This window comes from uncultured Kushneria sp. (assembly GCF_947497025.1).
Lineage (GTDB): Bacteria > Pseudomonadota > Gammaproteobacteria > Pseudomonadales > Halomonadaceae > Kushneria.
Genome location: NZ_CANMFC010000008.1, coordinates 51,396 through 74,341 on the forward strand (window position 1 = coordinate 51,396; position 22,946 = coordinate 74,341).

Below are 22,946 nucleotides of genomic sequence, written 5' to 3' on the forward strand. Positions count from 1 at the left end.
TTGGAATTCTCCCGGCATGGCTTGTCAGGAGCCTGTTATCAGGCCGGCCGGCCCGTTCCCATGGGGGAGGCTGGATCAGGATGCGCGGTGTCCACGTCCGGCACCACCTGCGAGAGGTCTTCCTGGTGTTCGTGCTCGATCGCCCCCTGCACCAGTGCTTCGGTGACCACAAGCTCTGCGCCGACCACGGAATGCGGTGCGTTTGAATTGAAGGGCGCCACCGGCATCGGCGCCGGACGCTGACTGCGCCGCCACAGCAAAAAGACCGCCAGCACCACGCCAAGCCCCCCCATCGCCATGAACAGACCACCATTGCCCAGACGCGACATGACCGGCGTAATCAGCGGTGGGCTGAAGGTGGCGCCCAGCTCATTGATCAGCAAAAGCCCCTGACTCATGCGCACCAGTGCGCCCGCCGGCGCCCGGTCGGCGGCATGGCTGATCGCTACCGGATAGAGGACGAAAACGCTGCCACCGATTAAAAAGAGCATGCCGGCCATCAGCAGGGGGGCATCACCGATCAGCAGCAGACCAAAACAGAGGGCGGACAGCGTTACGCTGGTCAGAATCAGCACCATCTGCCGGTCGTGGCGATCCGACCAGCGCCCGATGGGATATTGAAGCAGCATCCCGCCGAGAATCACGATCGCCATCATTCGGCCGACGTCCTGCAATTCAAGTCCGATGCGCTGCAGATACAGCGGCAAGAGGCTATAAACGGCCGAAATCAACAGCCCGGCCATGAAACAGCCCACTACACCGGTTGGTGTGACCGTGATCAACCGCCATGGGGAGAGCGGCTCGGCATGTTCAATCAAGGGTGATACCCGCGGGATCAGCCCCAGCGGCAGGATGGACAGCGCGGCCAGAATGGCGATGATCATGAACGCAGCCGTGTCGTCACCGATATCGGCGATGCCCAGCAGCAGCTGGCCGATCACCCCGGCGCCATACAGCGCGATCATGTAGAGCGCCAGCAAACGACCGCGCACCTTCGGGTCGGAGGCGCTTAAAAGCCAGCTCTCGATCACCAGATAGACGCCGAGCGTGGCCCAGCCGCATAAAAAGCGCATGACGAACCAGAATTCGGCGTTCACCCATAACCCTTGAGCCAGCACGGTCACCGCTACCAGCGCGCCAAAACAGGCATAGGCGCGAATATGGCCGATACGCAGCAAAATCCGGTCACTAAAGAGGGCCCCGATCACCAGACCGCCATGAAAGGCGGCCGATATCCAGCCGATGGTGGTGGCGGATTCGCCGGCGGCGTCCAGACGCACCGTCACCAGCGACATCAGAAAACCATTGCCGATACCAAAAATAAAAAGGCCGAGTAATGGCGCAAGGGCCATGGAGAACAGCTGGCGTGACATGAGGTGTCTTGATCCTGATGGGCGTCGGCGGGCAGAGGAGCCGCCGGGTCTTTCGAAAGCAGGACCTTCGACCGGGCGGTCGAAAGCGAGCGCACTATACGCCGGGCTTTTGAGAAAAAGAAGCGAAATCAACGCTCCAGCAGTGCTGAAAGTGCTAGTCGCGACCGTCGATCTGTTGTGCGCCCTGGCGGTGTTCGGCAGAGATCGCCCGCATCGCCACACAGGCCGCACCAAGCCCTGCCGCCGCGGCTACCAACATCGCCCAGCGCGGGCCGGCGTGATCGGCGATGGCGCCCACGATGGGGGCGCCGATCGGTGTGCCGCCCATGGTGACCGCAATGCGCAGCGCCATCACGCGCCCGCGCATGGCCGGCGTCGTGGTGAGCTGCATCGTGGCGTTGGAGGCAGTCATGAAGGTCAGTGCCGAAAGCCCTGTCAGCATCAGCGCGATGGCAAAGAGCCAGACGCTGGGTGCCAGCGCGGCCAGCAGGCAGAACACGCCGAATGACAACGACGACACCAGCAAAAGACTCATGCGCGGCTGTTCACGCCGGGCGGCCAGCAGTGCTCCGATCACCGAGCCAATGGCCAGACAGGTGGTCAAAAGCCCGTACTGGTGGGCATCGCCGTGAAAGACACTGACCGACATGGTCGAGATAAAGACCGAAAAGTTGAACCCGAAGGTGCCGATCAAAAAGAGCATGATCAGCAGTGCGCTCAGATCAGGGCGATGGCGCACGTAGCGAAAGCCCTCGGTCAGGCTGCCGCGGCGCTGCGTGGCTCGCTCCGTGATGTGCAGATCCTTGACGCGCAAAAGACACAGCGCGCCCAGTACCGCGGCAAAGGAGACCGCATTGATGATAAAGAGCCAGCCGGTACCTGCCGCCGCAATCAGCATGCCCGCCACGGCCGGGCCCACCATGCGCGCGGCGTTGAACGAGGTGGAGTTGAGCGCCACGGCGTTGGCCAGAAACTTCTCGCCGACCAGATCATTGACAAAGACCTGGCGCGCCGGGGCATCAAAGGCCGTCACGCAGCCCAGCCCGAACGCAAAAAGATAGACCTGCCAGAGCGTCACGGCGCCGGTCAGGGTCAAAAGCCCCAGGCCCAGCGCCAGCAGACCCTGCAACGCCTGAGAGAGCATGATCAGGCGCCTGCGATCAAGGTAGTCCACGGCAAAGCCGGACAGCGGCAGCAGCAAAAGCTGCGGGCCGAACTGCAGTGCCATGGTAATCCCCATGGCGCTGGCATCATTGGCCGTGAGCACCGTCAGCACCAGCCAGTCCTGGGCGATACGCTGCATCCAGGTGCCGATGTTGGACACCAGCGCACCACCAAACCAGAGCCGGTAGTTGTAGACGCTCAGCGAGCGAAAAAGCCGGCGATCACGCATGGGACATCAGGCGTGCAGCATCATTGGGGGGCATTGAAAGGGTCATCGAAAAGCGATCGATCATGAAGAGATTGTCAGCGTCCATGCCAAAGCGAAGGGGGACCAGCGGCCTTCATCCGGCGTAGAACGCGCCGTGAAGGGGCCGGCAAAGTCATCAGTGTAGCGGGTTTTCGAGCTCGCCGACGGCCGGGCCTGCCGTCGGTCGGCCGGTGCAGAAGGCCATTATCGAGCCGAAAAGGGCAGAAGCCATTCCCCGGGCCTGCATGTCGCTGGCCAGCGTACGCCACCCGCTGTCTTCATTTTCAGGTATTGCCTGGCGCCGGCCCTTTTTGTCATTGTCCCGACAGGGCCCAAGCCTGATTCTGAAAAATGGCCACTGGCCTTATGCCAGACGGCCGGCACGCGTCTGGACACCTTCACGCAGGCCTGCATCGCTCACCATTCAGGCATCGAAGTGTCAGGTCGCCTCCCTGTGAGGGTGGGGGCGATCGGGAGGGGTGTCTCTGATCATACCGGCCCCTGTCAGCGTGGTGTCATGGAGGAGAACTACTGGATATCGGTCTGACCGGACTGTTCATTTCGGCCTTTTTATCGGCCACGCTATTGCCGCTGGGCTCGGAAGCCATACTGGCGTCGCTGCTGCTCGGGGGTGGCGCGCCGGTCACGCTGGTGATCATTGCCACAACCGGCAATGTACTGGGGTCGGTCGTGAGCTACGCCATGGGGTACTGGGCCAACCAGGGCTGGCTCAAGCGCCAGAAGCCCGGGCTCATGATCAGTGCCGAGCGGCGTTTTCGCCGCTACGGGCGCTGGTCGCTGCTGCTTTCCTGGGTGCCGATCATCGGCGATCCGCTGACGTTGATCGCCGGCATATTGCGGGTCAATCTGCTCTGGTTTCTGGCGCTTGTCACGGTTGGCAAGGCGCTGCGCTATATCGTGTTGAGCATGCTGATCCTGTAGGCCCGGGCGTCTGCCCGGCGATACCGGCCCTGAAAACGGGCCGGCATCGGAGCAGGCGCTGGCGGGAAAGTCGCGCTGCTGGCATACACGCCCTGATTACGCGCTGCCGTGCGCCTCACCCTGACCGATCTGATCCAGTACGGCCAGCTCCGCGTGGGGAAGCAGCAGATTGGCAGCATCCAGGTTCTCTTCAAGATGCGAAAGCGACGCGGTGCCCGGAATCAATAAAATATTGGGCGAGCGCTGCAGCAGCCAGGCCAGCGCAACCTGCATCGGGGTGGCCTCGATGCGCGCGGCCACTTCATCAAGGGCGTCTGATTGAAGCGGCGTGAAGCCGCCGAGCGGGAAGAAGGGCACGTAGGGAATGTTCTGCGTGGCCAGCTCGTCGATCAGCGCGTCGTCCAGACGCCGGGCCAGGTTGTACTGATTCTGCACGCAGGCCACCTCACCGCTCTTTTGTGCCTCGCGCACCTGAGTGGCAGTGACATTGCTCAGTCCCAGATGGCGGATCAGCCCGCGCTCCTTTAACTCGAGCAGGGTGGTCCAGGGACCTTCCAGCGAGCCTTCTGCCGGGCCGTGCGTATCGATCATGCTGCGCAGGTTGACCACATCCAGTGCCTCAAGACCCAGATGGCGCAGGTTGTCTTCCACGGCTCGGGTCAGCTCCTCGGGGGAAAGCGCCGGCAGCCAGCCGCCTTTTTCGTCTCGTCGGGCGCTGACCTTGGTCACGATGTGCAACTGATCCGGGTACGGGTGCAGGGCCTCGCGGATCAGCTGATTCGTGACGTGCGGGCCGTAGAAATCGGAGGTGTCGATATGATCAACACCTGCTTCGATGGCCGCCTGCAACACGCGACGGGCCATGGCCGGGTCCTTTGGCGGCCCGAAAACACCGGGACCGGCCAGCTGCATGGCGCCATACCCCATTCGACAGACCTGCCAGGCGCCCAGCGTATAGCGGCCTGCGGCACTGATATTGATCATGCGACTTCTCCTCGACATGGATGACCGAAAAGCCTGTCAGGGCGGGACAGGCTATGGTCAGTGTAGTCCTGACCGTTGCAGTGGCGTGTACTGCAATGCCGAGCAAGAGAAGTTCACCCCGGACATGGAGCAGACTCATGAGCAAGCAGCAAAAGGTGGCCATTGTCACCGGTGCATCCCGCGGTATTGGCCGTGCCATTGCGCTGAAGCTGGCGGAGGGCAACTTTACCGTCATCGTCAATTACGCCGGCAGCGCCGAGAAGGCTCAGGCAGTGGTCACCGACATCGAAACGGCCGGCGGGCGGGCACAGGCTGTTCAGGCTGATATCAGCGACGCCGCGGCGGTCGAGAGACTCTTTGCCACCACGCTTGAAAGGTTCGGACGTCTCGATGTGGTCGTTCACAATGCCGGCATCATGGAGATGGGTCACATCACGACCGACAGCCTGGACGTGCTCGATCGCGCGCTGTCAGTCAATCTGCGCGGCAGCTGGCTGGTGATGGCAAAAGCCGCTGAAGTGCTGGAACAGGGCGGTCGAATCATCGCGCTGTCATCAAGTGTGCTGGCGAAATCCTTTCCGGGCTACGGGGCCTATATCGCCAGCAAGGCAGGCGTCGAGGGGTTGGTAAAGGTGCTGGCCAATGAGCTGCGCGGACGTGAGATCACGGTCAACGCCGTGGCGCCAGGGCCGGTCGCCACCGAGCTCTTTTTCGAAGGCAAGAGTGAGGAGCAGGTGGCCCATATTGCCGGCATGGCGCCGCTTGAGCGGCTGGGCCAGCCCGAGGAGATTGCTGGCACCGTCGCCTTTCTGGTCGGTCCTGATGGCGGCTGGGTCAACGCCCAGATACTGCGTGCCAACGGAGGGTTTGCCTGAGGCGGGGGTTTGAGGTGCCTTTATGTTGTTGGATATCGTCCACTCGATCAATGGTCGCCGGCTCCAGTGAAGCCGTGGTGGATATCTTCCGCGTCGATGACGGTAAAGTCATCGAGCACCGGGATGTGGTCCATGCAGTACCGGAAGCATCCGCCAACGACAACCCCATGTTTTAAATCAAATACGCCTTGAATAGAACGACCATGGAGAGAGGATATGAGCCATAACGCAACCGTTGAACCCTTCTGGCACCGCGCTCTGGTCGTGGGCGCCTCCCGCGGGATCGGACTGGGACTGGTACGGGGGATGCTCGCACGCGGCTGGCAGGTCACAGCCACGGTACGTAATACCACGCGCCTGCCGCAGGCGCTCTCGGCGCTGCAGAAACAGTACGGTGCAGCACTTGAAATGATCGAGCTTGATCTCGCCCAATCGTCCCGCCCCGGTGAGCTGGCTGCAGCGTTCGGGACAGGCACATTGAATCTGCTGGTGATCTCGGCCGGTATCATGGGGCCGGACCATCAGCGCGCCGAGCAGGCGAGTCCGGAGGAAGTCGGTGAGCTTTTCGATCTCAACGCCATGGCGCCGCTGCGCCTGGCCCGCGCGCTGCTGCCGGCCATGGCCCCCGAGGGTGTGATCGGCTTTCTGAGCTCGCGCATGGGCAGCGTGTCGCTCAATGAATCAGGCGATCGTGAGCTTTATCGGGCCAGCAAGGCGGCGCTCAACAGCCTGTCACGCGGGTTTGCCATCAATGAGGCCATACCGGCGGGTGTGGGCGTGCTCAACCTGCATCCGGGCTGGGTGCAGACCGACATGGGCGGTGAGGATGCCCCGGTGACGGTCGAGCAGAGCGTGACGGGGCTTGTGAACGTGCTGGAAGCCGCGCTGGGGCAGGTCGAGCAGCGCTTCGTGGATTTTGAAGGGCAGACGCTTGCCTGGTAACACACCGCTCATGCGCGTGAGATCGATGGGGCACGGGATTCAGGGTCGATGCCTTTTCGTTAACAGGCTATCTTTTCTCCTGACGCCGGGTGTCAGACACCCACATGCAAGCGACAAGGAAATGACTCATGAGTGATCAGGAATATACGCCGCCGAAAGTCTGGGAACCGAAGGAAAGCGGTGGCAAGTTTGCCAGTATCAATCGTCCGGTCGCCGGGCCCACGCATGACAAGACACTGTCGGTCGGCAAGCATCCTTTTCAGCTCTATTCGCTGGCCACACCCAACGGCGTGAAAGCCTCCATCATGCTTGAGGAGCTGCTGGCGCTCGGTCATGAGGGGGCCGAATACGATGCGTGGCTGATCAACATTGGCGAAGGCGATCAGTTCGGCAGCGGCTTTGTCGAACTCAACCCCAACTCCAAGATTCCGGCACTGGCCGACCACACCAGCGAACCGCCCACGCGGGTGTTCGAGTCCGGCTCGATTCTTTTGTATCTGGCCGAGAAGTTTGGCGAGCTGCTGCCGAGTGAGCACGTCGCTCGCACTGAAACCATGAACTGGTTGTTCTGGCAAATGGGCAGCGCGCCCTTCCTGGGGGGCGGTTTCGGGCACTTTTATGCCTATGCGCCGGTGAAGCTCGAATACCCGATCGACCGTTACACCATGGAAGCCAAGCGTCAGCTTGATGTGCTTGACCGCCATCTGGCTGATAACGCTTACATGGCCGGCAGTGAGTACACCATTGCCGATATCGCCATCTGGTCCTGGTATGGCCAGCTGGTGCTGGGCCGTTTGTATGATGCTGCCGAGTTCCTGCAGGTGGAAAGCTATGAGCACGTCGTGCGCTGGGCGAAAGAGATCGACGCTCGTCCGGCGGTACAGCGTGGCCGCATGGTCAATCGCACCTTTGGTGAGCCGGACACCCAGCTCCACGAACGCCACGATGCCAGCGACTTCGATACGAAGACGCAGGACAAAATCGGTCAGAGCTGATTTTTACCAGGGTCAGAAAGTGAAAAGCCCGGCGCCGAGCCGGGCTTTTTGCTGTCCGGCTCGGTTGATGACGTTACTGCGATAATGATGGCGCCGAAAGTCGGGCACTGAAGTGGTCGATCAGCACCCGAAGTCTGGAGGTGAGATAGCGGTTTGACGGCCAGAGCATATGAAAGGTGCCACTGCGTCCTGTCTGGTCCGGCAGGACGCGCTCGAGCTTTCCTGCCACAAGCGCATCGTGAATGGCGAAATCGGGCAGGCAGGCCGCACGGACCACTGCATCAAATTTCTCATCGATGAGGTCGACCACACGGTCGTTGAAGTCCAGATCAAGGGTGATCTCCGGATAAAGACGAGTGAAGTCGCTGAGAATGGGGAGCATGAGGGCACGTGCATTGGGAAGGCTCAGGCGCAGGTGGCCTTTGGGCCTGTGCTGATGGGCCGTCAGCTCGTGCTGAAGTGAGGCCACATCATCAAGATGGGCCTGTGCTGATGGGCCGTCAGCTCGTGCTGAAGTGAGGCCACATCATCAAGAATGTTTCGGCTGCGGGTCAGGAAGTACCGGCCTTCCTCGGTGAGCGTCATGCTGCGCGTACTGCGATACAGCAGTTGCACCCCCAGTTGAGCTTCCAGCCTTGAAATACTCTTGCCTACCGCAGAGGCGGAAACTCCCAGTTGACGGGCCGCCTGGGTAAAGCTCAGTGACTCTGCAACGTGAAGAAAAATGTTCATGCTGTGAAGGCCGTGCATCGATGCTGTCCGAAGTCAGAGGGATTGCGGACAAAAATGTCTTATGTGTTCGGCCTCATGACCACATTGTCTGTCCCAGCAGGCATCTGTAGGGTCTCCGACTCTTGATAGTCGAAGGTTAATGTCATGATACGCAGGATGTTTTTGAATCAATCGGATAGCTGTCGCCTCCATGGGTCATCGCGACCAAAGGAGCGCAAGGCGTGGCTCAATCGGGACGTTCGCTCTTTTTTATCGCCTTGGCCTCTATGCCGTTGAGTTTGGTGTGGTGGGTGTTTTGCCGACCATTACCGAGCGCTACGGGGTGTCGGTCGCACATGCCGGCTGGCTGGTAGGGTTTTTCGCCTTGATCGTGGCGGTGGTCGGGCCCTTTATGGTGCTGTGGCTGAGTCGCTTTGATCGCCGCAAGGTGTTGGTGGCTGCGCTTTTGGGGTTTAGCCTGTGCAGTCTGCTTTCTGCCTGGGCCTCCAGCTTCAACATGTTGATGGTACTGAGGGTGCCGTCGGCCCTGCTGCATCCAGTATTTTTTTCGGCCGCATTTGCCGCAGCGGTAGCGCTTTATCCACCCGAACAGGCGACGCAGGCCACGGCCAGGGCGCTGGTGGGCACCAGTATGGGGCTGGTCATTGGTGTGCCCCTGACCACCTGGATTGAAGCCACCATTTCTTATGAAGCGTCATTTTATTTCTGCGCGCTGGTCAATCTGATCGCGGCCATCGGCCTCTGGCTCATGCTGCCGGCCCAGTCCAGCGAGGGGGCTGCACAGCAGGGTAGTGTGTCGAGCGTGCTGCGCAAGCCAGCCATCTGGTATTCGATTGGCGCGACGGTGGCCATCTTCGGCGCGATGTTTTCCGTTTATAGCTACGCCGCCGAATACCTCGGGCGTATCACCGGCTTCTCGAGTCAGACCATTAGCCTTTTGCTGTTCGTCTTCGGTATCGGTGGCGTGGCCGGCAATCTGCTCGCGGGTCGCCTGCTGGGGCGATGGCAGGCAATGACGGTGCTCGGATATCCGCTGACTCTGGCAATGGCGTATCTGTTGCTGCTGATGCTGGGGTCCTCCGACATGGCGACAATGCTGCCCATCGGTTTGCTATGGGGGGCTGCACATACCAGCGGGCTTGTCGTCTGTCAGATATGGCTGGGCTCGGCGGCAACGGAGGCACCGGAGTTTGCCACCAGCCTTTTTGTCTCCTCGGCCAACTTTGGGACAGTGTGTGCCTCCTCTGTCAGTGGCTGGTTCATTGCCACCTGGGGCATGCCGGGCACGCTGGTCAGTGGCTGGAGCTTTGCGGCGGTGGGCGTGGCTTTCATACTGCTGCGTATCGTGACAGGCCATGTCTGCGATAGACAGCGCATGCAGGCATGCTCGTGAGCGCGAAGGCGTCGTGAGGCGAGTGTCGCCTCGCCGGCCCGGGCTGCGTATGCTGTTGTGAGATGGGAATATCTTGTGCAGACAGGTGCCAGGGACAGGAGCAGAGGTGATGGTAGAAGGCAGTCCGAATGGCGACATGCTTGATGTGATCGTGGTAGGTGGCGGTGCGACAGGCCTGGCCTGTGCGCGAGTGCTGGCCAGGGGCGGTAAACGGGTTGTGCTGCTGGAGCGGGCGTCACGTGTGGGTGGCAACATTAGCAGCCGGCGCGACGGTGACTGGCAGACCGAAATCGGTCCCAACACGTTGATCATGAAGCCACCGCTCTATCGTCTGCTTGAGGAAATGAATCTGCTGGACGAGGTTCAGTCGGCCAACCCGACCGCCCAAAAGCGGTTTGTGGCCATGGATGGCGCGCCGGTCGCGCTACCGACCCATCTGCTGCAGGCGCTGAATAATCCACTGATCGGGCGAGAGGGCTGGTCACAGATCGTGCGCGAACCCTTCGTCAAAAAAAGTCAGGCCGAGGAGGAGAGTCTGGCCGGCTTTGTCGAGCGCCGCCTGGGAAGGCGGGTGCTGGAGCGCATGGTCGACCCCTTTGTGTCGGGCGTCTATGCCGGTGATCCGCAAAGACTCTCGGCACAGGCCGCGATGCCACGGCTGGTCGCGATCGAGCAGGAATATGGCTCGCTGATTCGCGGCGGCCTGACAAGGCTCTGGCAATCGCGTCGGGCAACGCCTGAAATGCCGGCCGAGTGGCGAGGCAAGCTGATGAGCTTTCCTTCGGGCCTTGAGCGTCTGGTCGAGCGGCTCGGGGAGGAAATCGAGACCCACGGCGGCGAGATCCAGTGCCAGTGCGAGGTGGTGGCCCTCGAAAAAGCAGGAGATCACTGGCAGGTCACCGACAGTGCAGGGCGATGCTTTCGCACGCGCGAGCTGGTGTTGGCCGTCCCGGCGCCCGTGGCGGTGAAACTGCTGGCGCCACTGGATGCGTCACTGACCGCGCCGCTTGAGGAAATCGCCTATCCGCCGGTCAACGCGATCGCTTTGGGCTTTCGTCGCGAGGACGTCACCCACGCCCTCGATGGCTTTGGCGTGCTGATTCCGAGCATTGAAAAACGCCGCACGCTGGGCGCGCTGTTTTCCTCGACGATCTTTGAAGGTCGCGCCCCGGACGGGCACTGCCTGATCAATGCGTTCATCGGCGGGCGTCGCCAGCCCGAAGCTGCCGAGGGCAGCGATGCCGAGCAGGTTCAGCAGGTGCTTTACGATCTGCGCGATCTGCTGGGCATTCGCGGCGACCCGGTCTGGCAGCAGGTCAGCCGCTGGCCGCGGGCCATTCCGCAGTATGAGCTGGGACATCTGGAGCGGATCAGGCGCCTGGATCAGGCGCTGGCCCACCACACAGGGCTGCACCTGGTCGGCAACTGGCGTGACGGCATTGCGGTGGGGGATTGCCTGGAAAACGGGCGAAAACTGGGAGAATTGATCGCCGGTGGTGAGTCGCGGCCGGGTCAACGCGTCAGCACATGACAACCTGCCCCGACTTCTGTACCGTCGCGCGTCGACATCAGCGCCGCCCTGAATCCGGTGTTGCAAAGGACCCATCATGAAGACTCTCTTTCGCCTCTATATCAACACTTCCCTGATCCTGCGCGTGACGCTGGCGCTGGTGCTGGGTGTGGTCGCCGGTCTGCTTGGCGGTGAGTACGTCACCTGGCTTTCGCCACTTGGCGATCTGCTGCTGCGCCTTCTGCAGTTTCTGATTGTACCCATAGTGCTCTTTACCCTGATGGTCGGCATCAACCAGGCCGATGTGGGCAGTATGGGCCGCCTCGGGCGCAAGGTGCTGCTGTATTACGTGGTGACCACGGCGCTGGCGATCGTGGTAGGGCTGGCGGTCGCCACGCTGTTCGATCCGGGGCAGGGCCTGACGCTGGACACCAGTGCCAGCGTCAGCGTGCCGGAGAACCCGGGGCTGGTGCAGGTGCTGTTGAACATCGTACCCAGCAACATCGTCTCGGCGTTTGCCGAGCCCAATCTGATGGGCATCATCTTTACCGCCGTGGTGTTCGGTCTGGCGCTGCTGTTCATGCGCACCAGTGACGCCCAGCGCGAGATGGGTGATCACCTCTATCGCCTGCTGGAGGCGCTTAATGCCGTCACGATGAAGGTGATGGCCGGCGTGTTGCATGTTGTTCCGATCGGCGTGTTTGCGATCGTGGCCAATACGGTCAGCCAGCAGGGGCTTGAGACCATTTTATCGCTGGGCGACATGGTGATGGTGCTTTACATCGCGCTCGGCGTACATCTGCTGGTCTACTGCGTATTGATGAAGCTTTTTGGCGTGCGCCTGTGGGATTTCTTTCGCGAAGCGCGTACGCCCATGGCGACGGCCTTTGCCACCCAGAGCAGCTCCGGTGTGCTGCCGCTGAGTCTCAACGCCGCCAGTCGTATGGGGCTGCCACAGGCTCTTTATGGTTTCAGCCTGCCGCTTGGCGCCACCATCAACATGGACGGCGCGGCAATCCGGATCGCCATTTCGGCGGTGTTTGCCGCCAATGTGATGGGGACGCCGCTGGATATCGCCACCATGGCGCAGATCGTGCTGATCGGCACGCTGATCTCCATCGGCACCGCCGGGGTACCGGGGGCGGGCATCGTCATGATTGCCACCGTTTTCTCCCAGGTGGGCCTGCCGATCGAGACCGTCGCGCTTTTGACCTCGATCGATGCGCTGGTGGGCATGGGCTGCACGGCATTGAATGTGACCGGCGATCTGGCGGGTACGGCGCTGATTGCGCGCACCGAGCGCAAGGGCCGCACCCGATCCGGTCCATCGGCCAGGGTTCCCGTCGAATCCGCCAAAAGGGAGCCTCGGCTGTGACGACCCCGAGCACGGACTATCTGATCATCGGCGCCGGCAGCATGGGACTGGCGACCGCCGACTGGCTGGCCCGCCATGGTGAGGCCAGCGTGCAGCTGCTGGATGCCCACAGCCCCCCGCATGAACACGGCGCCCATCACGGCGAAACACGCCTGCTGCGTCAGGCCTACGGCGAGGGCAGCAGCTACGTGCCGCTGGCCCGACGCGCCCTCAGGCTCTGGAAGCAGCTGGAACAAGAGAGTGGCGAGACGCTTTTTCTGCCTACCGGCGTGGTCAATGTCGGCCCTCCGGAGGCACCCTTTATCGAGCAGGTCGAGGCCAGCGCGCGCCAGCATGGCCTGGCGCTCGACAGTCTCTCGGGCGACCAGCTGGCCCGCCGCTGGCCTGGCTGGTCGCTGGATACATCGATGCACGGCTGTTTCGAGCATGATGCCGGCGTGCTGTATGTCGAGCGCATTCTTGCGTGCTGGCGCGCGCGCGTTGAGCGCAGCCCGCGTATAGCGCTTGCCACCGGCGCGCAGGTGATTCGCCTTGAGGCCGGCGCGCAGGGGGGCTGGGTCGCCATCTGCGCCGACGGGCGACGCTTTGCCGCCGAGCGCGTGCTGCTCTGCGCCGGTCAGCACATTGCACCGCTGATGGCGGAACTCGGGGTTGATCTTCCGCTCACGCGCGTGCGCAAGACCTTTGCCTGGTATGCGTGTGATTCACGCTACGCGCAGGCGCACTTCCCGGGCTTCAGCCTGACCACACCCTCGGGCGCCATCTATTACGGCTTTCCCGATATCGAGGGCGCCGGCTTCAAGATAGGGCGACACGACAGCGGCCAGCCGCTTGAACCCGGTGAGACGATGGCGGCCTTCGGCAAGCATGAAGACGATGTCAGCGAGCTCCAGCAGGTGGTGGATCGCTACTTCCCGAGCATCAAGGCACTGCGTCATGGTGCGGTGTGTCAATACATTCGCACCCCCGATGAGCACTTCCTGATTGATGAGCCGCTGCCGGGGCTGATCGTGGCCGGCGGGTTCTCCGGTCACGGCTTCAAGTTTGCCAGTGCGCTGGGCGAGGCACTGGGGATATGGCTGGATCAGCAGCGTCGCCTGCCGGAACTGGCCCTGTTTGGTCTGGCGCGGTTTTCATCGCTGGAAGGGAGCGTCAAATGACGATCGCCCCGTTCACGTCACTGATCTGCCCGCTGGATCACGAGCCGCTGTCGCGTACCGAGTCAGGCTGGTGCTGCCCACAGGGCCATACGTTTGATGTGTCACGCCAGGGCCACGTCAATCTGCTGCCGGTGCAGAAAAAGCGCTCCCGCGATCCGGGCGACAGCCGCGCCATGATCGCCGCGCGTCGGCGCTTTCTGGAAGCCGATCACTATCAGGGCATTGCCGAGGCCGTCAGCCGCCGGGTGCTGTCCCATGGCTCGGCGCATGAGGCGCTGGCCGTGCTGGATGCCGGCTGCGGTGAGGGCTACTACCTGCGCGAGCTGGCCGGTGTCGAGTCGGCGCGCCGGCTGTCACTGCTGGGGCTGGATATCTCCAAATGGGCGGTGCAGGCCGCTGCCGGGCGTGACCGGCGCATGCAGTGGGTGGTGGGCAGCAATGCCGCGCTGCCGGTGCCGGATCAAAGCCTGGATGTGGTGCTGTGCATGTTCGGCTTCCCGACGCCTGCCGAGTTCGCCCGCGTACTCAAGCCCGGCGGGCTGCTGCTGGAGGTCGAGGCCGGGCCGGATCATCTGATTGAGCTGCGAGAGATCATCTATCCGACGCTCAAGGCCCCCCGCGAGCCGCGTCAGGCCCCCGCACCGGGATTTGCCCTTGAGGGAGTCGACACCTTGCGCCATGCGCGCTCGCTGAGCAGCCGTGAGCAGATTCTTGATCTGCTGGTGATGACGCCGCACCTTTATCGCGCCAGCGCTGAAGGGCGGGCGAAGGCCGAGGCGCTCACCCATCTGGATGTCACGGTGGAGGTGCAGTTCAGAAGCAGCCGGCGCCTGTAGAGCGCTCCCTTCTCTGAAGGAGTGCCTTTCAAAAAACGCGCGCCCGGTCACGACCGGGCGCGCGCTGTTTTGGGGACCGATACAGGCGCATCAGGGCATCATGTTGGGCAGCATGCGCTGGTAAAGATCAAACAGGATCCACAGCGTGCCGCCGCACAGTATGACCAGAATCAGCACGGTAAACAGGATCAGCAACAGATCCTCGCGCTTGTTCTTGTCCAGTGTGATGTGCATGAAAAAGCGCAGATGCACGACCACCTGAAGCAGGGCGCAGGCGCCGATCGTGACCCACAGCGTCAGGCGCTCGATATCGGCAAAGGCGACCAGAGCAAAGGGGATCAGCGTCAACACCAGTGCCAGCGCAAACCCCCATACATAGCTGCGCTGCTCGGTTTTGCACTCGCGGGCCTCGTGTTCATTGAGTCGGCGTGCGCTCATGACAGCCCTCCCAGATAGACCAGTGAAAAGATGCCAATCCAGACGATATCCAGAAAATGCCACAGGATCGCCAGACGCAGAATGCCGGTCTTGACCGGGGCATCCAGACCGTACACGGCAAGCTGACCCAGCAGGGCCACCAGCCAGATGCAGGCGCCGGTGACGTGCAGGCCATGCAGCGGCACCAGCGAGAAAAACGCCGACAGATACCCGCTGCGCGAGGGCACGCCGCCATTGTCGAACATGGTATGGAAGTCTTTCAGCTCGAAAAACAGAAAGGCCACGCCCAGCAGCAGGGTGACCACCAGCCAGAAGACCAGCCGGGTCCTGTCTTCGCGGTACTTGAGCGCCAGTGATGCCATGCCGAAGGTAAAACTGCTGGCCAGCAGCAGCATGGTTTCGATAAAGGCGCTTTTCATCTCGAAAAGCTCTGATGGCCCCGGGCCGCCGGCGGTGCCGCCCAGCATGGTGACGTAGGTGGCAAACAGCAGCCCGAAGATGATCAGATCGCTCATCATGAACACCCAGAAGCCGAACACCATCTCCTCGCGGGTGTCCTCTTCGTGGGCGTGGGCCGGCCCCAGATTGAGGCCGGGATGGCGCGTCTTTTGCGCGTCCTGGGTAGCGTTGTGCTCGATAGGAATGACGTTGTTTTGGCTCATTGCACGGCGCCCTCAATCGGTGGCACGGGTAGACCGTGATTGGCGGTGGTTTGCTCCTGCGAGCGATTGATCGGCGTGGTCCGCCTGACCTGCTCCAGCCAGTGCTCGTGGGTGCGCTGCACCTCGGAAGCCGAAATGGTGCGGGTCGTCTGGCGTACGAAGCCGCGCGCGATGATGGCGACCAGGGTGACCAGCCCCGCGGCGATGACCAGCCACCACATGTACCAGACCAGACCGAAGGCCATGGCAAGACCGGTGATGGCGATCACCACGCCCAGCGCGCTATTGGCCGGCATTTCGATATCCTCATATCGGTCCGGTGCCTGCCAGCCCTGACCGCGGTCCTTCTCGGTCATGAAGGCATCAATGCTGTAGATCTCGGGCAGCACCGGGAAGTTGTATTCCGGCGGCGGTGAGGAGACCGACCATTCCAGCGTCCGGCCATCCCAGGGGGTCGCCAACAAAGACATTGTTGGCGTGACGGTCGCGAATGCTCACCCACAGCTGAAGCAAAAGACACAGCAGGGCACACAGGATCACCAGTGCGCCGATGCCGGCCATGATGGTCCAGGGCAGGTATTGGGGTTCAAAATACGCCACCGAGCGGCGCGGCATGCCCATCAGTCCCAGCACATAAAGCGGGAAAAAGGCCAGCATGAAGCCGATGATCCAACAAAAGGCGGCCCGATAACCCCAGCGCTCTTCAAGACGAAATCCGAACGCCTTGGGGAACCAGAAGTTGGTAGCACTGAGCATGCCGAACAGAAGGCCGGGGATCAGCATGTTGTGAAAATGCGCGACCAGAAACAGGGAATTGTGGATCTGATAATCCACGCTGGGCGTGGCGAGAATAATGCCGGTCATGCCGCCCAGCACGAACAGCATGATAAAGCCGATGGCATAGACCATGGGGACCGAGAGCCGGATGCGTCCGCGATACATGGTCAGCATCCAGTCATAGACCTTAACGCCCGTGGGGATGCCGATCAGCATGGTGGCGATGCCGAAGGCGGCATTGATGTGCGCGCTCTGCCCCATGGTGAAAAAGTGATGCAGCCAGACGGTAAACGACAGCACGGCAATGCACATGGTGGCAATCACCAGGATTTTGTAGCCGTAGATGCGTTTGCCCGAGAAGGTCGCAAAGACCTCGGAAAAGATGCCAAAGGGCGGCAGGATCAGGATGTAGACCTCGGGATGGCCAAAGGCCCAGAAGAGATTGACGTAGTTCATCATGTTGCCACCCAGATCGGTGGTGAACATGTGAAAGTCCAGATAGCGGTCCAGCGCCAGCAGACCGGTGGCCACGGTCAGCGGCGGCATGCCGAAAATCATCAGAATCGCGGTGCACAGCGCCGTCCAGGTAAACAGCGGCATGCGAAAGAGCTTCATGCCCGGCGCGCGCTTCTTGAAGATGGTGACGGCGAAATTGATGCCGGTCAGCGTCGAGGACAGCGTGGAGAGCGTCACTGCCCATATCCAGTAATCCACCCCGGCGCCCGGGTTATAGGAAAGTTCCGTAAACGGTGGGTAACCGGTCCACCCGCCGGTGGAGAACGGTGCCAGCACCAGCGAGATCATCACCAGTGCGGCGCCGGCGGCCGTCAGCCCCAGACTCACCTGATTCAGGACCGGAAAGGAGAGGTCCCGTGCGCCGATCTGCAGGGGCATCACGTAGTTGATGATGCCGGTCAGAAACGGCATGGCCATGAAAAAGACCATGATGGTGCCGTGGGTGGTGAAAAGCTCCCCGAAATGCTCGGCGGTCAGAAAGCCGCCGTCGAGTCCCACCGCCTGCTGGGCGCGCATGAACACGGCCTCGATAATGGCGCGTGCCAGCATGACCAGCGCAATCACGATGAACATGATGCCGATCTTTTTATGATCCGGGCTGGTCAGCCACTCCGACCACAGGTACTTCCATTTGCCCAGCCAGCTCACCAGCACGATGGCGGCAAGCGCTCCCAGCACCACCATGCCGGCCGCACCGGTGGCAATCACGCCATTGATGAGGGTCATGGGGGAGTGGTCGTGCAGCATGCTCCAGAAAGGCAGCGCGTCCCAGCCGAGCCGGCCGAATATCGAACTCATTGCATCACTCACGGCTGCGCCTCCTTGCGGTCATGGGAAGACGATGGGTGATCGGAGGAAGGGGCAGTGTCGTTATCCGATGGTCCCCCGATGACGCTGGTGCGCGTGGTACCCTGCTGGGGCGGCGTGATCGTCATGGCAGACCAGTCGATGGGCGAGCCCGCCATGATGGTATGGAAAAGGCCGTCCGGCACCGTCGAGAAGCGAATGACGGCGTCGGTGTCATCCGTATTCAGCCCAAGCTCGCGGGCCACATCACGATTGTCACCCTTTTGCGCGATGATCGCGTAGGCGTCCCGGTCCAGTGGCTGGCCCTGCTCGCGCGTGCGCTGGACAAAGTCGTTGAAAGCGTCATCATCCACCGCGCGGGTGACAAAGCGCTGGCGATGAAATCCCTCGCCGTTGTACTGCATGTTCTTGCCTTCAAAACGTCCGGGATGGTCCGCCTCGAGATGCAGGCGTGTCACCATGCGGTTCATGACATCAATCTGGCTGCCCAGCGCGGGGATAAAAAATGACTGCAGCACCGTGGCCGAGGTCAGCTCAAAGGAGATCGGGCGATCCACCGGCACGACCAGCTGGCCCAGGGTGGCGATCCCCTGCTCGGGGTAGATAAAAAGCCATTTCCAGTCATAGCCCACCACCTGTACCTCAAGCGGTGGCTGGTCACCGGCAATCGGGCGATAGGGGTCAAGTTCGTGGGTCTGGCGCCAGATATAGACGCCCAGAATGGCGACGATGAGTATCGGCACCGCCCACATGATGATGTCCAGCCAGCGCGACATGTCCCATTTGGGACGATAAACGGCGTGACCGCGGTAGCGATAGCGCCACAGGATCAGCGGCGTTTGTATGATGACCGGGATCACCACGATCATGACCAGCGCGATGATGACCCAGAAATGGTGACGCTGTGCCTGGGCAATCGGTCCCTGTGGATTCATGAAGCCGGGCATGTCCGCGCGGCAGCCTGACAGCAATATCAGCGAGGCGAACAGTGGGTACAGCCTGTTTCGTTGTAACGAATGTTTTCCTTGTCCTGTCACGGACATATCTCCTCGATCCCTGATGCGAGATAGCTTGGTGTCGCCTGATGACGCGTGTGTCCGGGGCATCACTATAGACAGACATTGTCACTTAATCATTGCTGAAAGTTACGATCGGGCGTTTTTCGATCCCGCTCGACAAGTCTCAACCTCAGGTAAGGAAGTGGATTCAATGATCAATGAAGAGGCCTGCGCGCATCTAAAGCGCTGTGTAACGCTGGCGCGCGAGGCCCTTGAGGCCGGTGATGATCCCTTTGGCAGTGTGCTGGTGGATGGCAGCGGCCGGGTGTTGTGTGAGGCGCGCAATCGCGTGGTCACAAGGGATGCTACCGAGCATCCGGAGCTGGTACTGGCGCGCTGGGCGGCGGCCAACATGACCCTTGAGGCTCGAGCGCAGGCCACGGTCTATACCTCGGGCGAGCACTGCCCGATGTGTGCCGCGGCCCATGCCTGGGCGGGGCTGGGGCGCATCGTCTTTATCAGCTCATCAGAGCAGTTGAGCGAGTGGCTGGTGCAGTTCAATGCCCCGGCGCCCCCGGTACGCATGCTGTCCATTCAGGAGGTTGCGCCCGGGGTGGCGGTAGAAGGGCCGGTGACGGCGCTGGTGGGCGCCGTAAGGGAATTGCATGAAAAGCGCCATCGAGTGAACGGCAAAAAGGTGCTGCCGATTACCGGATCGTTCGAGCGTTAACTGCGTTTGTCGAGCAGCTGCGCTTTCAGCTTGTCAGGCACCTTTTTGATAATCAGCCGGTCCTGAGCCTCGTTGTACTCGATGCTGTCGCCGAGCAGGTGCGAGTCAAAGCTGATCGACATGCCGCCGGCGCGTCCGGTAAAACGGCGAAACTGCTGCAGGGTGCGCTTGTCCGGCGGGATCTCGGGAGAGAGGCCATAATCCTTGTTGCGGATATAGTCATAAAAGGCGTCCGGCCGTTCGTCATTCACCAGACTCGAGAACTCCTCCAGCGTAATCGATTCGCCCCGCTTTGACTGATCGCTGGCGTAGTCAATCACGGCGTCGGTTTTTTCACGACTCTGCGATTCATCCATCGATTCGCTTTCGACATAGTCGCTGAAGGCCTTGAGCAGGGTGCGGGTTTCGCTGGTGGCGTCCACGCCCTCGGTGCAGCCCAGAAACGCCTGAAAATCCTCGCTGAGCTTTTTGCCGCCGCGGTCGCGGGTAAAGGCAATATATTGTTTTGACTGGCCGGCCTGCCACTGGGTCAGGTCAATGCGTACGGCCAGTGTCATCTGGTTCAGATTGAGCTGGCGGCCCGTCGTGACATTGCCCTGTTCATCGAGCGTGAAGCCTTCCCGATAGTGCAGCAGCGCCACGGTCAGAAACTCGGCTTCGCCCTGTCTGGCGTGAACAAACAGCAGCGGCCCCCCGGTAGGGAGGTGCTCATCGACCAGCGTGCGAAAGCGCTCGGCGCCTTGCTGGGTAAAGGCGACAAAATCCAGATTGCCGGCCAGGTACTCTCCCAGGGCATGGGCAAATACCCCTGAGTCGTCGGCGCCGTTGAAATGGCCCCAGCCCTTGGTCTTGCCGTTGAAGGTGGCATTAAACTGGTTGAGCAGCGCATCCATCGCCTCCGAGCCGGACATGGGTGTCGGCGTCGGGTTCAGGGTGGTGCTCTGGTCATCAGCGGACTTGTCGAGATAATGGACGATGCTTTGAACAATCGGCATGACAGTCATCCGGCAGAAAATGTGGCGCGATAATAACGTGCCAGACACTTCAGGGGCAGGGCCATGGCTTGAGCCCGGTGCCGAGAGGCGCCATGATCACCGCATGATGACGCCTGATATACGTGATTACTGCCGTAAGGATTTCGACGCTCTGGCAACCCTGTACCAGCGCGGCAAGGGCGATGAGTTTCGCTTTGAACCGGGCTTTCCCGCACGCTTCCCGGTTATACCGTTACCTTTGGACGAGACACGCCTAAAGGCGTTTAGTGAATCCGAGGCGCTGGTGGCAGAGGCTGAAGAAGGTCTTGCCGGGGCGATCTACTGGCAGACGTCTCGCATCATGGGGCTGCTGGTGGATCCGAAAGCACGTGGCAGGGGCATCGGACAGACATTAATGGCCGCGGCACTGGCCCAAATGGGGAAAGCGGTCACGCTTGATGTGGTGGCCTCCAACGCGCCGGCCATCAGACTTTATGAGTCCCTGAGCTTTCAGCATGCGGGTCAGCGCGATGGGTTCTATCAAGGGGTAGCGGTCAGAGTGCTCAGGATGAAACGCCTGCATGGTCACCCATGGCCGTATCGCCCTGCACCTGCGGATGCATGAGCGTGGCATGACCCTCGTGGGGACTGGAAGGCTGAAGCGTGCCCGCCAGGAGCATGCCATAGGTCAGCAGGGTAGCAATCGCTATCGCAAGGCATTTGTCAGTCAATATCATGGTGGTGAGGCTCCCGATCCCAAAGCATGTAATAAGTCCTGACTCAGACTGCAGTGAGATCGTGACCGTTTCATGACAGGTCTGGTCGAAAGAAAAGGGCACATTTGGGCGAGCATTTTGCAGAACACCGGCTGACATTCGGTTTCTGGTCTATAACTCAACGGTAGCGCTACATTTTTAATGCCACCGTAAGGTTTTCAGACGGTGTTTTTCCATGGAAGGAGGTCACTTCATGCCACGTTTTTCACGCTTTAACCGCACCGGTGCCCTGATGCTTGCCGCTGTACTGGGCGCCACAACGCTGTCAGCCTGTACCACCACCAGTCCGTCCGATCGTCAGAGCCCAATGGCGCAGCGCGCAGAGCTGGATCAGAGCGTACAGGACACCCTTGATCGTCTTTATCGTACGGCACCTCAGGCCCGCAGTCTGGTGCAGCAGGCGAAGGGCGTGCTGGTCTTCCCGGGGGTGCTCGGGGCAAGTTTCGTGTTCGGAGCCAGCCATGGCGAAGGTCAACTGCTGATCGATGGTGCGGATGCCGGCTACTACACCACGACCAGCGGCTCGGTCGGTTTTCAGGCCGGCGCCCAGTCCCAGGCCGTGGTCTATCTGCTGATGAGTGACCAGGCGCTTAACCGCGTACGCAGCGACAATGGCTGGTCGATCGGTGCCAATGCCGGGGTCGCCGTGGCCGATGTCGGTGCCAATGGTCAGATCACCAACAATACCGCCAATCAGGAAGTGGTCGCCTTTGTCATGAACAATCAGGGCATACAGGGCGGGGTGTCGCTGGAAGGCGCGAAGATTTCCAAGGTAGGTCGTTAGGCTCAGGCATCAAGGGCGAGTTTTCGCCTGTCATTTGATCATGAAAAAACCCGCCATACGGCGGGTTTTTTCATGCGCGTTCAGGGGTCAGGCGTTTTCGGGAAACTCGGCGTTATGGAAGACGTTTTGCACGTCGTCCAGATCGTTGAGCATGCCCAGAAACTTCTCGAGCTGGGCAACGTCGTCACCTTCGACCGGGGTGGTGGTCTGGGGCACGAACTGAATTTCGTCGGTGTCGAACTCCATCTCGCCGAAGGCGTCCAGCAGGGCCTGCTTGGCCTTTGCATACTCGGTATGTGGGGCAAAGACCGTGAGCCTGCCGTCCTCGTTTTCGATGTCGGTCACATCGACATCGGCTTCCATCAGCGCTTCAAGCACGGCGTCTTCATCCTCGCCCCTGAAGACGAAAATGGCGCTGTGATCGAACATGTGACTGACGCTGCCGGGGGTGCCGATCTTGGACTTCGTCTTGGTGAAGCAGCCGCGCACGTCACCGAAGGTACGGTTGGGGTTATCGGTCAGACAGTCGACGATCACCATGCAGTTGCCGGGGCCAAAACCCTCGTAGCGCGCCGGGGAGAAGTCTTCACCGCCAGCGCCGCTGGCCTTGTCGAGCGCCTTGTCGATGACGTGTGACGGTACCTGATCCTTCTTGGCCCGCTCGATCAGGCCACGCAGTGTCAGGTTGCCCGAGGGGTCCGTGCCGCCCGACTTGGCGCAGACGTAGATTTCGCGTCCATACTTGCTGTAGACCTTGGTCTTGGCGTCGGCCGTTTTGGCCATGGATTCCTTGCGGTTCTGGAAAGCCCTGCCCATATCGAATTCCGTTCCTTGATTACCATTATGTGGCGATTTTACTTTAACCCCGCGGGGAGCGAATAGCGTTATTTGAAACGGTCCGTGTTGACCCCTGAAAGTGAGCGTCTCACGGATATTGCGCATCGGCTCTGTTATGC

25 protein-coding genes are annotated in these 22,946 nt (G+C 61.1%); 13 read left to right on the forward strand and 12 right to left on the reverse strand.

All coding sequences use genetic code 11. The features are described 5' to 3' along the window. Window positions 1–38: 38 nt before the first annotated feature. Both Q0931_RS14560 and Q0931_RS14565 read right to left on the reverse strand, forming a co-directional pair. On the reverse strand, window positions 39–1,373 hold the full coding sequence (locus tag Q0931_RS14560; protein ID WP_299261530.1) for an MFS transporter: 1,335 nt from the start codon (window positions 1,371–1,373) through the stop codon (window positions 39–41). 154 nt (window positions 1,374–1,527) lie between these two features. Then, window positions 1,528–2,766 (reverse strand): MFS transporter, encoded by a 1,239-nt coding sequence (locus tag Q0931_RS14565; RefSeq protein WP_299261532.1) that lies wholly within the window; start codon window positions 2,764–2,766, stop codon window positions 1,528–1,530. A gap of 603 nt (window positions 2,767–3,369) precedes the next feature. Here Q0931_RS14565 and Q0931_RS14570 point away from each other — a divergent pair. Further along, window positions 3,370–3,726, forward strand: coding sequence for a YqaA family protein (locus Q0931_RS14570; protein WP_299261534.1), 357 nt, complete (start codon window positions 3,370–3,372; stop codon window positions 3,724–3,726). A 96-nt stretch (window positions 3,727–3,822) separates the two neighbouring features. Here the strand turns inward: Q0931_RS14570 and Q0931_RS14575 are convergent, their stop codons facing one another. Then, the gene (locus Q0931_RS14575; RefSeq protein ID WP_299261536.1) at window positions 3,823–4,710 is read right to left on the reverse strand and encodes an aldo/keto reductase family oxidoreductase; all 888 of its coding nucleotides are present in this window, start codon (window positions 4,708–4,710) and stop codon (window positions 3,823–3,825) included. A gap of 137 nt (window positions 4,711–4,847) precedes the next feature. On the opposite strand from Q0931_RS14575, the gene Q0931_RS14580 reads away from it, so the two are divergent. From Q0931_RS14580 to yghU, 4 genes are all read left to right on the forward strand, one after another. Further along, window positions 4,848–5,585 carry an SDR family oxidoreductase gene (locus Q0931_RS14580; RefSeq protein WP_299261538.1) on the forward strand — a complete coding sequence of 246 codons (738 nt, stop codon included), beginning with the start codon at window positions 4,848–4,850 and terminating at the stop codon, window positions 5,583–5,585. A 50-nt stretch (window positions 5,586–5,635) separates the two neighbouring features. Then, window positions 5,636–5,761, forward strand: coding sequence for a hypothetical protein (locus Q0931_RS14585; RefSeq protein ID WP_299261540.1), 126 nt, complete (start codon window positions 5,636–5,638; stop codon window positions 5,759–5,761). A gap of 40 nt (window positions 5,762–5,801) precedes the next feature. Continuing rightward, entirely contained in the window at window positions 5,802–6,527 is a 726-nt protein-coding gene (locus tag Q0931_RS14590; RefSeq protein WP_299261542.1) for an SDR family oxidoreductase, read from the forward strand. Between the two features lie 128 nt (window positions 6,528–6,655). After that, complete coding sequence (gene yghU, locus Q0931_RS14595; protein ID WP_299261544.1) at window positions 6,656–7,522, forward strand: glutathione-dependent disulfide-bond oxidoreductase; 867 nt, start codon at window positions 6,656–6,658, stop codon at window positions 7,520–7,522. Between the two features lie 73 nt (window positions 7,523–7,595). Here yghU and Q0931_RS14600 read toward each other — a convergent pair whose 3' ends face one another. Together Q0931_RS14600 and Q0931_RS14605 are read right to left on the reverse strand one after the other, a co-directional pair. Further along, complete coding sequence (locus Q0931_RS14600; protein ID WP_299261546.1) at window positions 7,596–7,904, reverse strand: LysR substrate-binding domain-containing protein; 309 nt, start codon at window positions 7,902–7,904, stop codon at window positions 7,596–7,598. A gap of 62 nt (window positions 7,905–7,966) precedes the next feature. Continuing rightward, window positions 7,967–8,254, reverse strand: coding sequence for a LysR family transcriptional regulator (locus tag Q0931_RS14605; protein ID WP_299261548.1), 288 nt, complete (start codon window positions 8,252–8,254; stop codon window positions 7,967–7,969). Window positions 8,255–8,444: 190 nt separating this feature from the next. Here Q0931_RS14605 and Q0931_RS14610 point away from each other — a divergent pair, with 190 nt between their 5' ends. The 5 genes from Q0931_RS14610 (at window position 8,445) to Q0931_RS14630 (ending at window position 14,528) form a co-directional block, all read left to right on the forward strand. Beyond that, entirely contained in the window at window positions 8,445–9,647 is a 1,203-nt protein-coding gene (locus Q0931_RS14610; RefSeq protein WP_299261550.1) for an MFS transporter, read from the forward strand. Between the two features lie 109 nt (window positions 9,648–9,756). After that, window positions 9,757–11,178 carry a protoporphyrinogen oxidase gene (hemG, locus tag Q0931_RS14615; protein WP_299261552.1) on the forward strand — a complete coding sequence of 474 codons (1,422 nt, stop codon included), beginning with the start codon at window positions 9,757–9,759 and terminating at the stop codon, window positions 11,176–11,178. Window positions 11,179–11,254: 76 nt separating this feature from the next. Next, on the forward strand, window positions 11,255–12,532 hold the full coding sequence (locus Q0931_RS14620) for a dicarboxylate/amino acid:cation symporter (RefSeq protein WP_299261554.1): 1,278 nt from the start codon (window positions 11,255–11,257) through the stop codon (window positions 12,530–12,532). Further along, window positions 12,529–13,692: an N-methyl-L-tryptophan oxidase gene (gene solA / locus Q0931_RS14625; RefSeq protein WP_299261556.1), complete on the forward strand. Its 1,164-nt coding sequence runs from the start codon at window positions 12,529–12,531 to the stop codon at window positions 13,690–13,692. The genes Q0931_RS14620 and solA overlap by 4 nt, the downstream gene beginning before the upstream one ends. Further along, window positions 13,689–14,528 (forward strand): putative RNA methyltransferase, encoded by an 840-nt coding sequence (locus Q0931_RS14630; RefSeq protein ID WP_299261558.1) that lies wholly within the window; start codon window positions 13,689–13,691, stop codon window positions 14,526–14,528. The genes solA and Q0931_RS14630 overlap by 4 nt, the downstream gene beginning before the upstream one ends. Before the next feature lie 90 nt (window positions 14,529–14,618). Here Q0931_RS14630 and cyoD read toward each other — a convergent pair whose 3' ends face one another. The 5 genes from cyoD to Q0931_RS14655 are packed head-to-tail and all read right to left on the reverse strand — an operon-like array spanning window position 14,619 to window position 18,663. After that, a complete protein-coding gene (gene cyoD / locus Q0931_RS14635) occupies window positions 14,619–14,966 on the reverse strand; it encodes a cytochrome o ubiquinol oxidase subunit IV (protein WP_299261560.1) in 348 nt (115 codons plus the stop codon). Then, entirely contained in the window at window positions 14,963–15,628 is a 666-nt protein-coding gene (locus tag Q0931_RS14640) for a cytochrome c oxidase subunit 3 (RefSeq protein ID WP_299261562.1), read from the reverse strand. Before Q0931_RS14640 ends, cyoD begins: the two co-directional genes overlap by 4 nt. Further along, window positions 15,625–16,098, reverse strand: coding sequence for a hypothetical protein (locus Q0931_RS14645; protein WP_299261677.1), 474 nt, complete (start codon window positions 16,096–16,098; stop codon window positions 15,625–15,627). Before Q0931_RS14645 ends, Q0931_RS14640 begins: the two co-directional genes overlap by 4 nt. Continuing rightward, window positions 15,992–17,731, reverse strand: a complete 1,740-nt coding sequence (locus Q0931_RS14650) for a cbb3-type cytochrome c oxidase subunit I (RefSeq protein WP_299261564.1) — start codon at window positions 17,729–17,731, stop codon at window positions 15,992–15,994. The genes Q0931_RS14645 and Q0931_RS14650 overlap by 107 nt, the downstream gene beginning before the upstream one ends. Then, window positions 17,728–18,663 carry a ubiquinol oxidase subunit II gene (locus Q0931_RS14655; protein ID WP_299261566.1) on the reverse strand — a complete coding sequence of 312 codons (936 nt, stop codon included), beginning with the start codon at window positions 18,661–18,663 and terminating at the stop codon, window positions 17,728–17,730. The genes Q0931_RS14650 and Q0931_RS14655 overlap by 4 nt, the downstream gene beginning before the upstream one ends. A 274-nt stretch (window positions 18,664–18,937) precedes the next feature. On the opposite strand from Q0931_RS14655, the gene Q0931_RS14660 reads away from it, so the two are divergent. Then, on the forward strand, window positions 18,938–19,456 hold the full coding sequence (locus Q0931_RS14660; RefSeq protein ID WP_299261568.1) for a nucleoside deaminase: 519 nt from the start codon (window positions 18,938–18,940) through the stop codon (window positions 19,454–19,456). Here the strand turns inward: Q0931_RS14660 and yejK are convergent. Beyond that, complete coding sequence (yejK, locus tag Q0931_RS14665) at window positions 19,453–20,451, reverse strand: nucleoid-associated protein YejK (RefSeq protein WP_299261570.1); 999 nt, start codon at window positions 20,449–20,451, stop codon at window positions 19,453–19,455. The genes Q0931_RS14660 and yejK overlap by 4 nt on opposite strands. A 103-nt stretch (window positions 20,452–20,554) precedes the next feature. On the opposite strand from yejK, the gene Q0931_RS14670 reads away from it, so the two are divergent. After that, window positions 20,555–21,055, forward strand: coding sequence for an N-acetyltransferase (locus Q0931_RS14670; protein ID WP_299261571.1), 501 nt, complete (start codon window positions 20,555–20,557; stop codon window positions 21,053–21,055). A 344-nt stretch (window positions 21,056–21,399) separates the two neighbouring features. Further along, on the forward strand, window positions 21,400–21,990 hold the full coding sequence (locus Q0931_RS14675; protein ID WP_299261573.1) for a YSC84-related protein: 591 nt from the start codon (window positions 21,400–21,402) through the stop codon (window positions 21,988–21,990). An 87-nt stretch (window positions 21,991–22,077) separates the two neighbouring features. Here the strand turns inward: Q0931_RS14675 and Q0931_RS14680 are convergent, their stop codons facing one another. Next, window positions 22,078–22,806, reverse strand: coding sequence for a YebC/PmpR family DNA-binding transcriptional regulator (locus Q0931_RS14680; RefSeq protein ID WP_299261576.1), 729 nt, complete (start codon window positions 22,804–22,806; stop codon window positions 22,078–22,080). Between the last annotated feature and the right edge of the window lie 140 nt (window positions 22,807–22,946).

Coding starts and splice junctions, on each gene's coding strand:
- Q0931_RS14605 (WP_299261548.1), bottom strand. CDS start 8,254: ATGAACATTTTTCTTCACGTTGCAGAGTCACTGAGCTTTACCCAGGCG.
- Q0931_RS14560 (WP_299261530.1), bottom strand. CDS start 1,373: ATGTCACGCCAGCTGTTCTCCATGGCCCTTGCGCCATTACTCGGCCTT.
- yghU (WP_299261544.1), top strand. CDS start 6,656: ATGAGTGATCAGGAATATACGCCGCCGAAAGTCTGGGAACCGAAGGAA.
- Q0931_RS14655 (WP_299261566.1), bottom strand. CDS start 18,663: ATGAATCCACAGGGACCGATTGCCCAGGCACAGCGTCACCATTTCTGG.
- Q0931_RS14610 (WP_299261550.1), top strand. CDS start 8,445: ATGGGTCATCGCGACCAAAGGAGCGCAAGGCGTGGCTCAATCGGGACG.
- Q0931_RS14585 (WP_299261540.1), top strand. CDS start 5,636: ATGGTCGCCGGCTCCAGTGAAGCCGTGGTGGATATCTTCCGCGTCGAT.
- yejK (WP_299261570.1), bottom strand. CDS start 20,451: ATGCCGATTGTTCAAAGCATCGTCCATTATCTCGACAAGTCCGCTGAT.
- Q0931_RS14580 (WP_299261538.1), top strand. CDS start 4,848: ATGAGCAAGCAGCAAAAGGTGGCCATTGTCACCGGTGCATCCCGCGGT.
- cyoD (WP_299261560.1), bottom strand. CDS start 14,966: ATGAGCGCACGCCGACTCAATGAACACGAGGCCCGCGAGTGCAAAACC.
- Q0931_RS14620 (WP_299261554.1), top strand. CDS start 11,255: ATGAAGACTCTCTTTCGCCTCTATATCAACACTTCCCTGATCCTGCGC.
- hemG (WP_299261552.1), top strand. CDS start 9,757: ATGGTAGAAGGCAGTCCGAATGGCGACATGCTTGATGTGATCGTGGTA.
- Q0931_RS14630 (WP_299261558.1), top strand. CDS start 13,689: ATGACGATCGCCCCGTTCACGTCACTGATCTGCCCGCTGGATCACGAG.
- Q0931_RS14565 (WP_299261532.1), bottom strand. CDS start 2,766: ATGCGTGATCGCCGGCTTTTTCGCTCGCTGAGCGTCTACAACTACCGG.
- Q0931_RS14590 (WP_299261542.1), top strand. CDS start 5,802: ATGAGCCATAACGCAACCGTTGAACCCTTCTGGCACCGCGCTCTGGTC.
- Q0931_RS14670 (WP_299261571.1), top strand. CDS start 20,555: ATGATGACGCCTGATATACGTGATTACTGCCGTAAGGATTTCGACGCT.
- Q0931_RS14600 (WP_299261546.1), bottom strand. CDS start 7,904: ATGCTCCCCATTCTCAGCGACTTCACTCGTCTTTATCCGGAGATCACC.
- Q0931_RS14680 (WP_299261576.1), bottom strand. CDS start 22,806: ATGGGCAGGGCTTTCCAGAACCGCAAGGAATCCATGGCCAAAACGGCC.
- Q0931_RS14640 (WP_299261562.1), bottom strand. CDS start 15,628: ATGAGCCAAAACAACGTCATTCCTATCGAGCACAACGCTACCCAGGAC.
- Q0931_RS14645 (WP_299261677.1), bottom strand. CDS start 16,098: ATGTCTTTGTTGGCGACCCCCTGGGATGGCCGGACGCTGGAATGGTCG.
- Q0931_RS14575 (WP_299261536.1), bottom strand. CDS start 4,710: ATGATCAATATCAGTGCCGCAGGCCGCTATACGCTGGGCGCCTGGCAG.
- Q0931_RS14675 (WP_299261573.1), top strand. CDS start 21,400: ATGCCACGTTTTTCACGCTTTAACCGCACCGGTGCCCTGATGCTTGCC.
- Q0931_RS14660 (WP_299261568.1), top strand. CDS start 18,938: ATGATCAATGAAGAGGCCTGCGCGCATCTAAAGCGCTGTGTAACGCTG.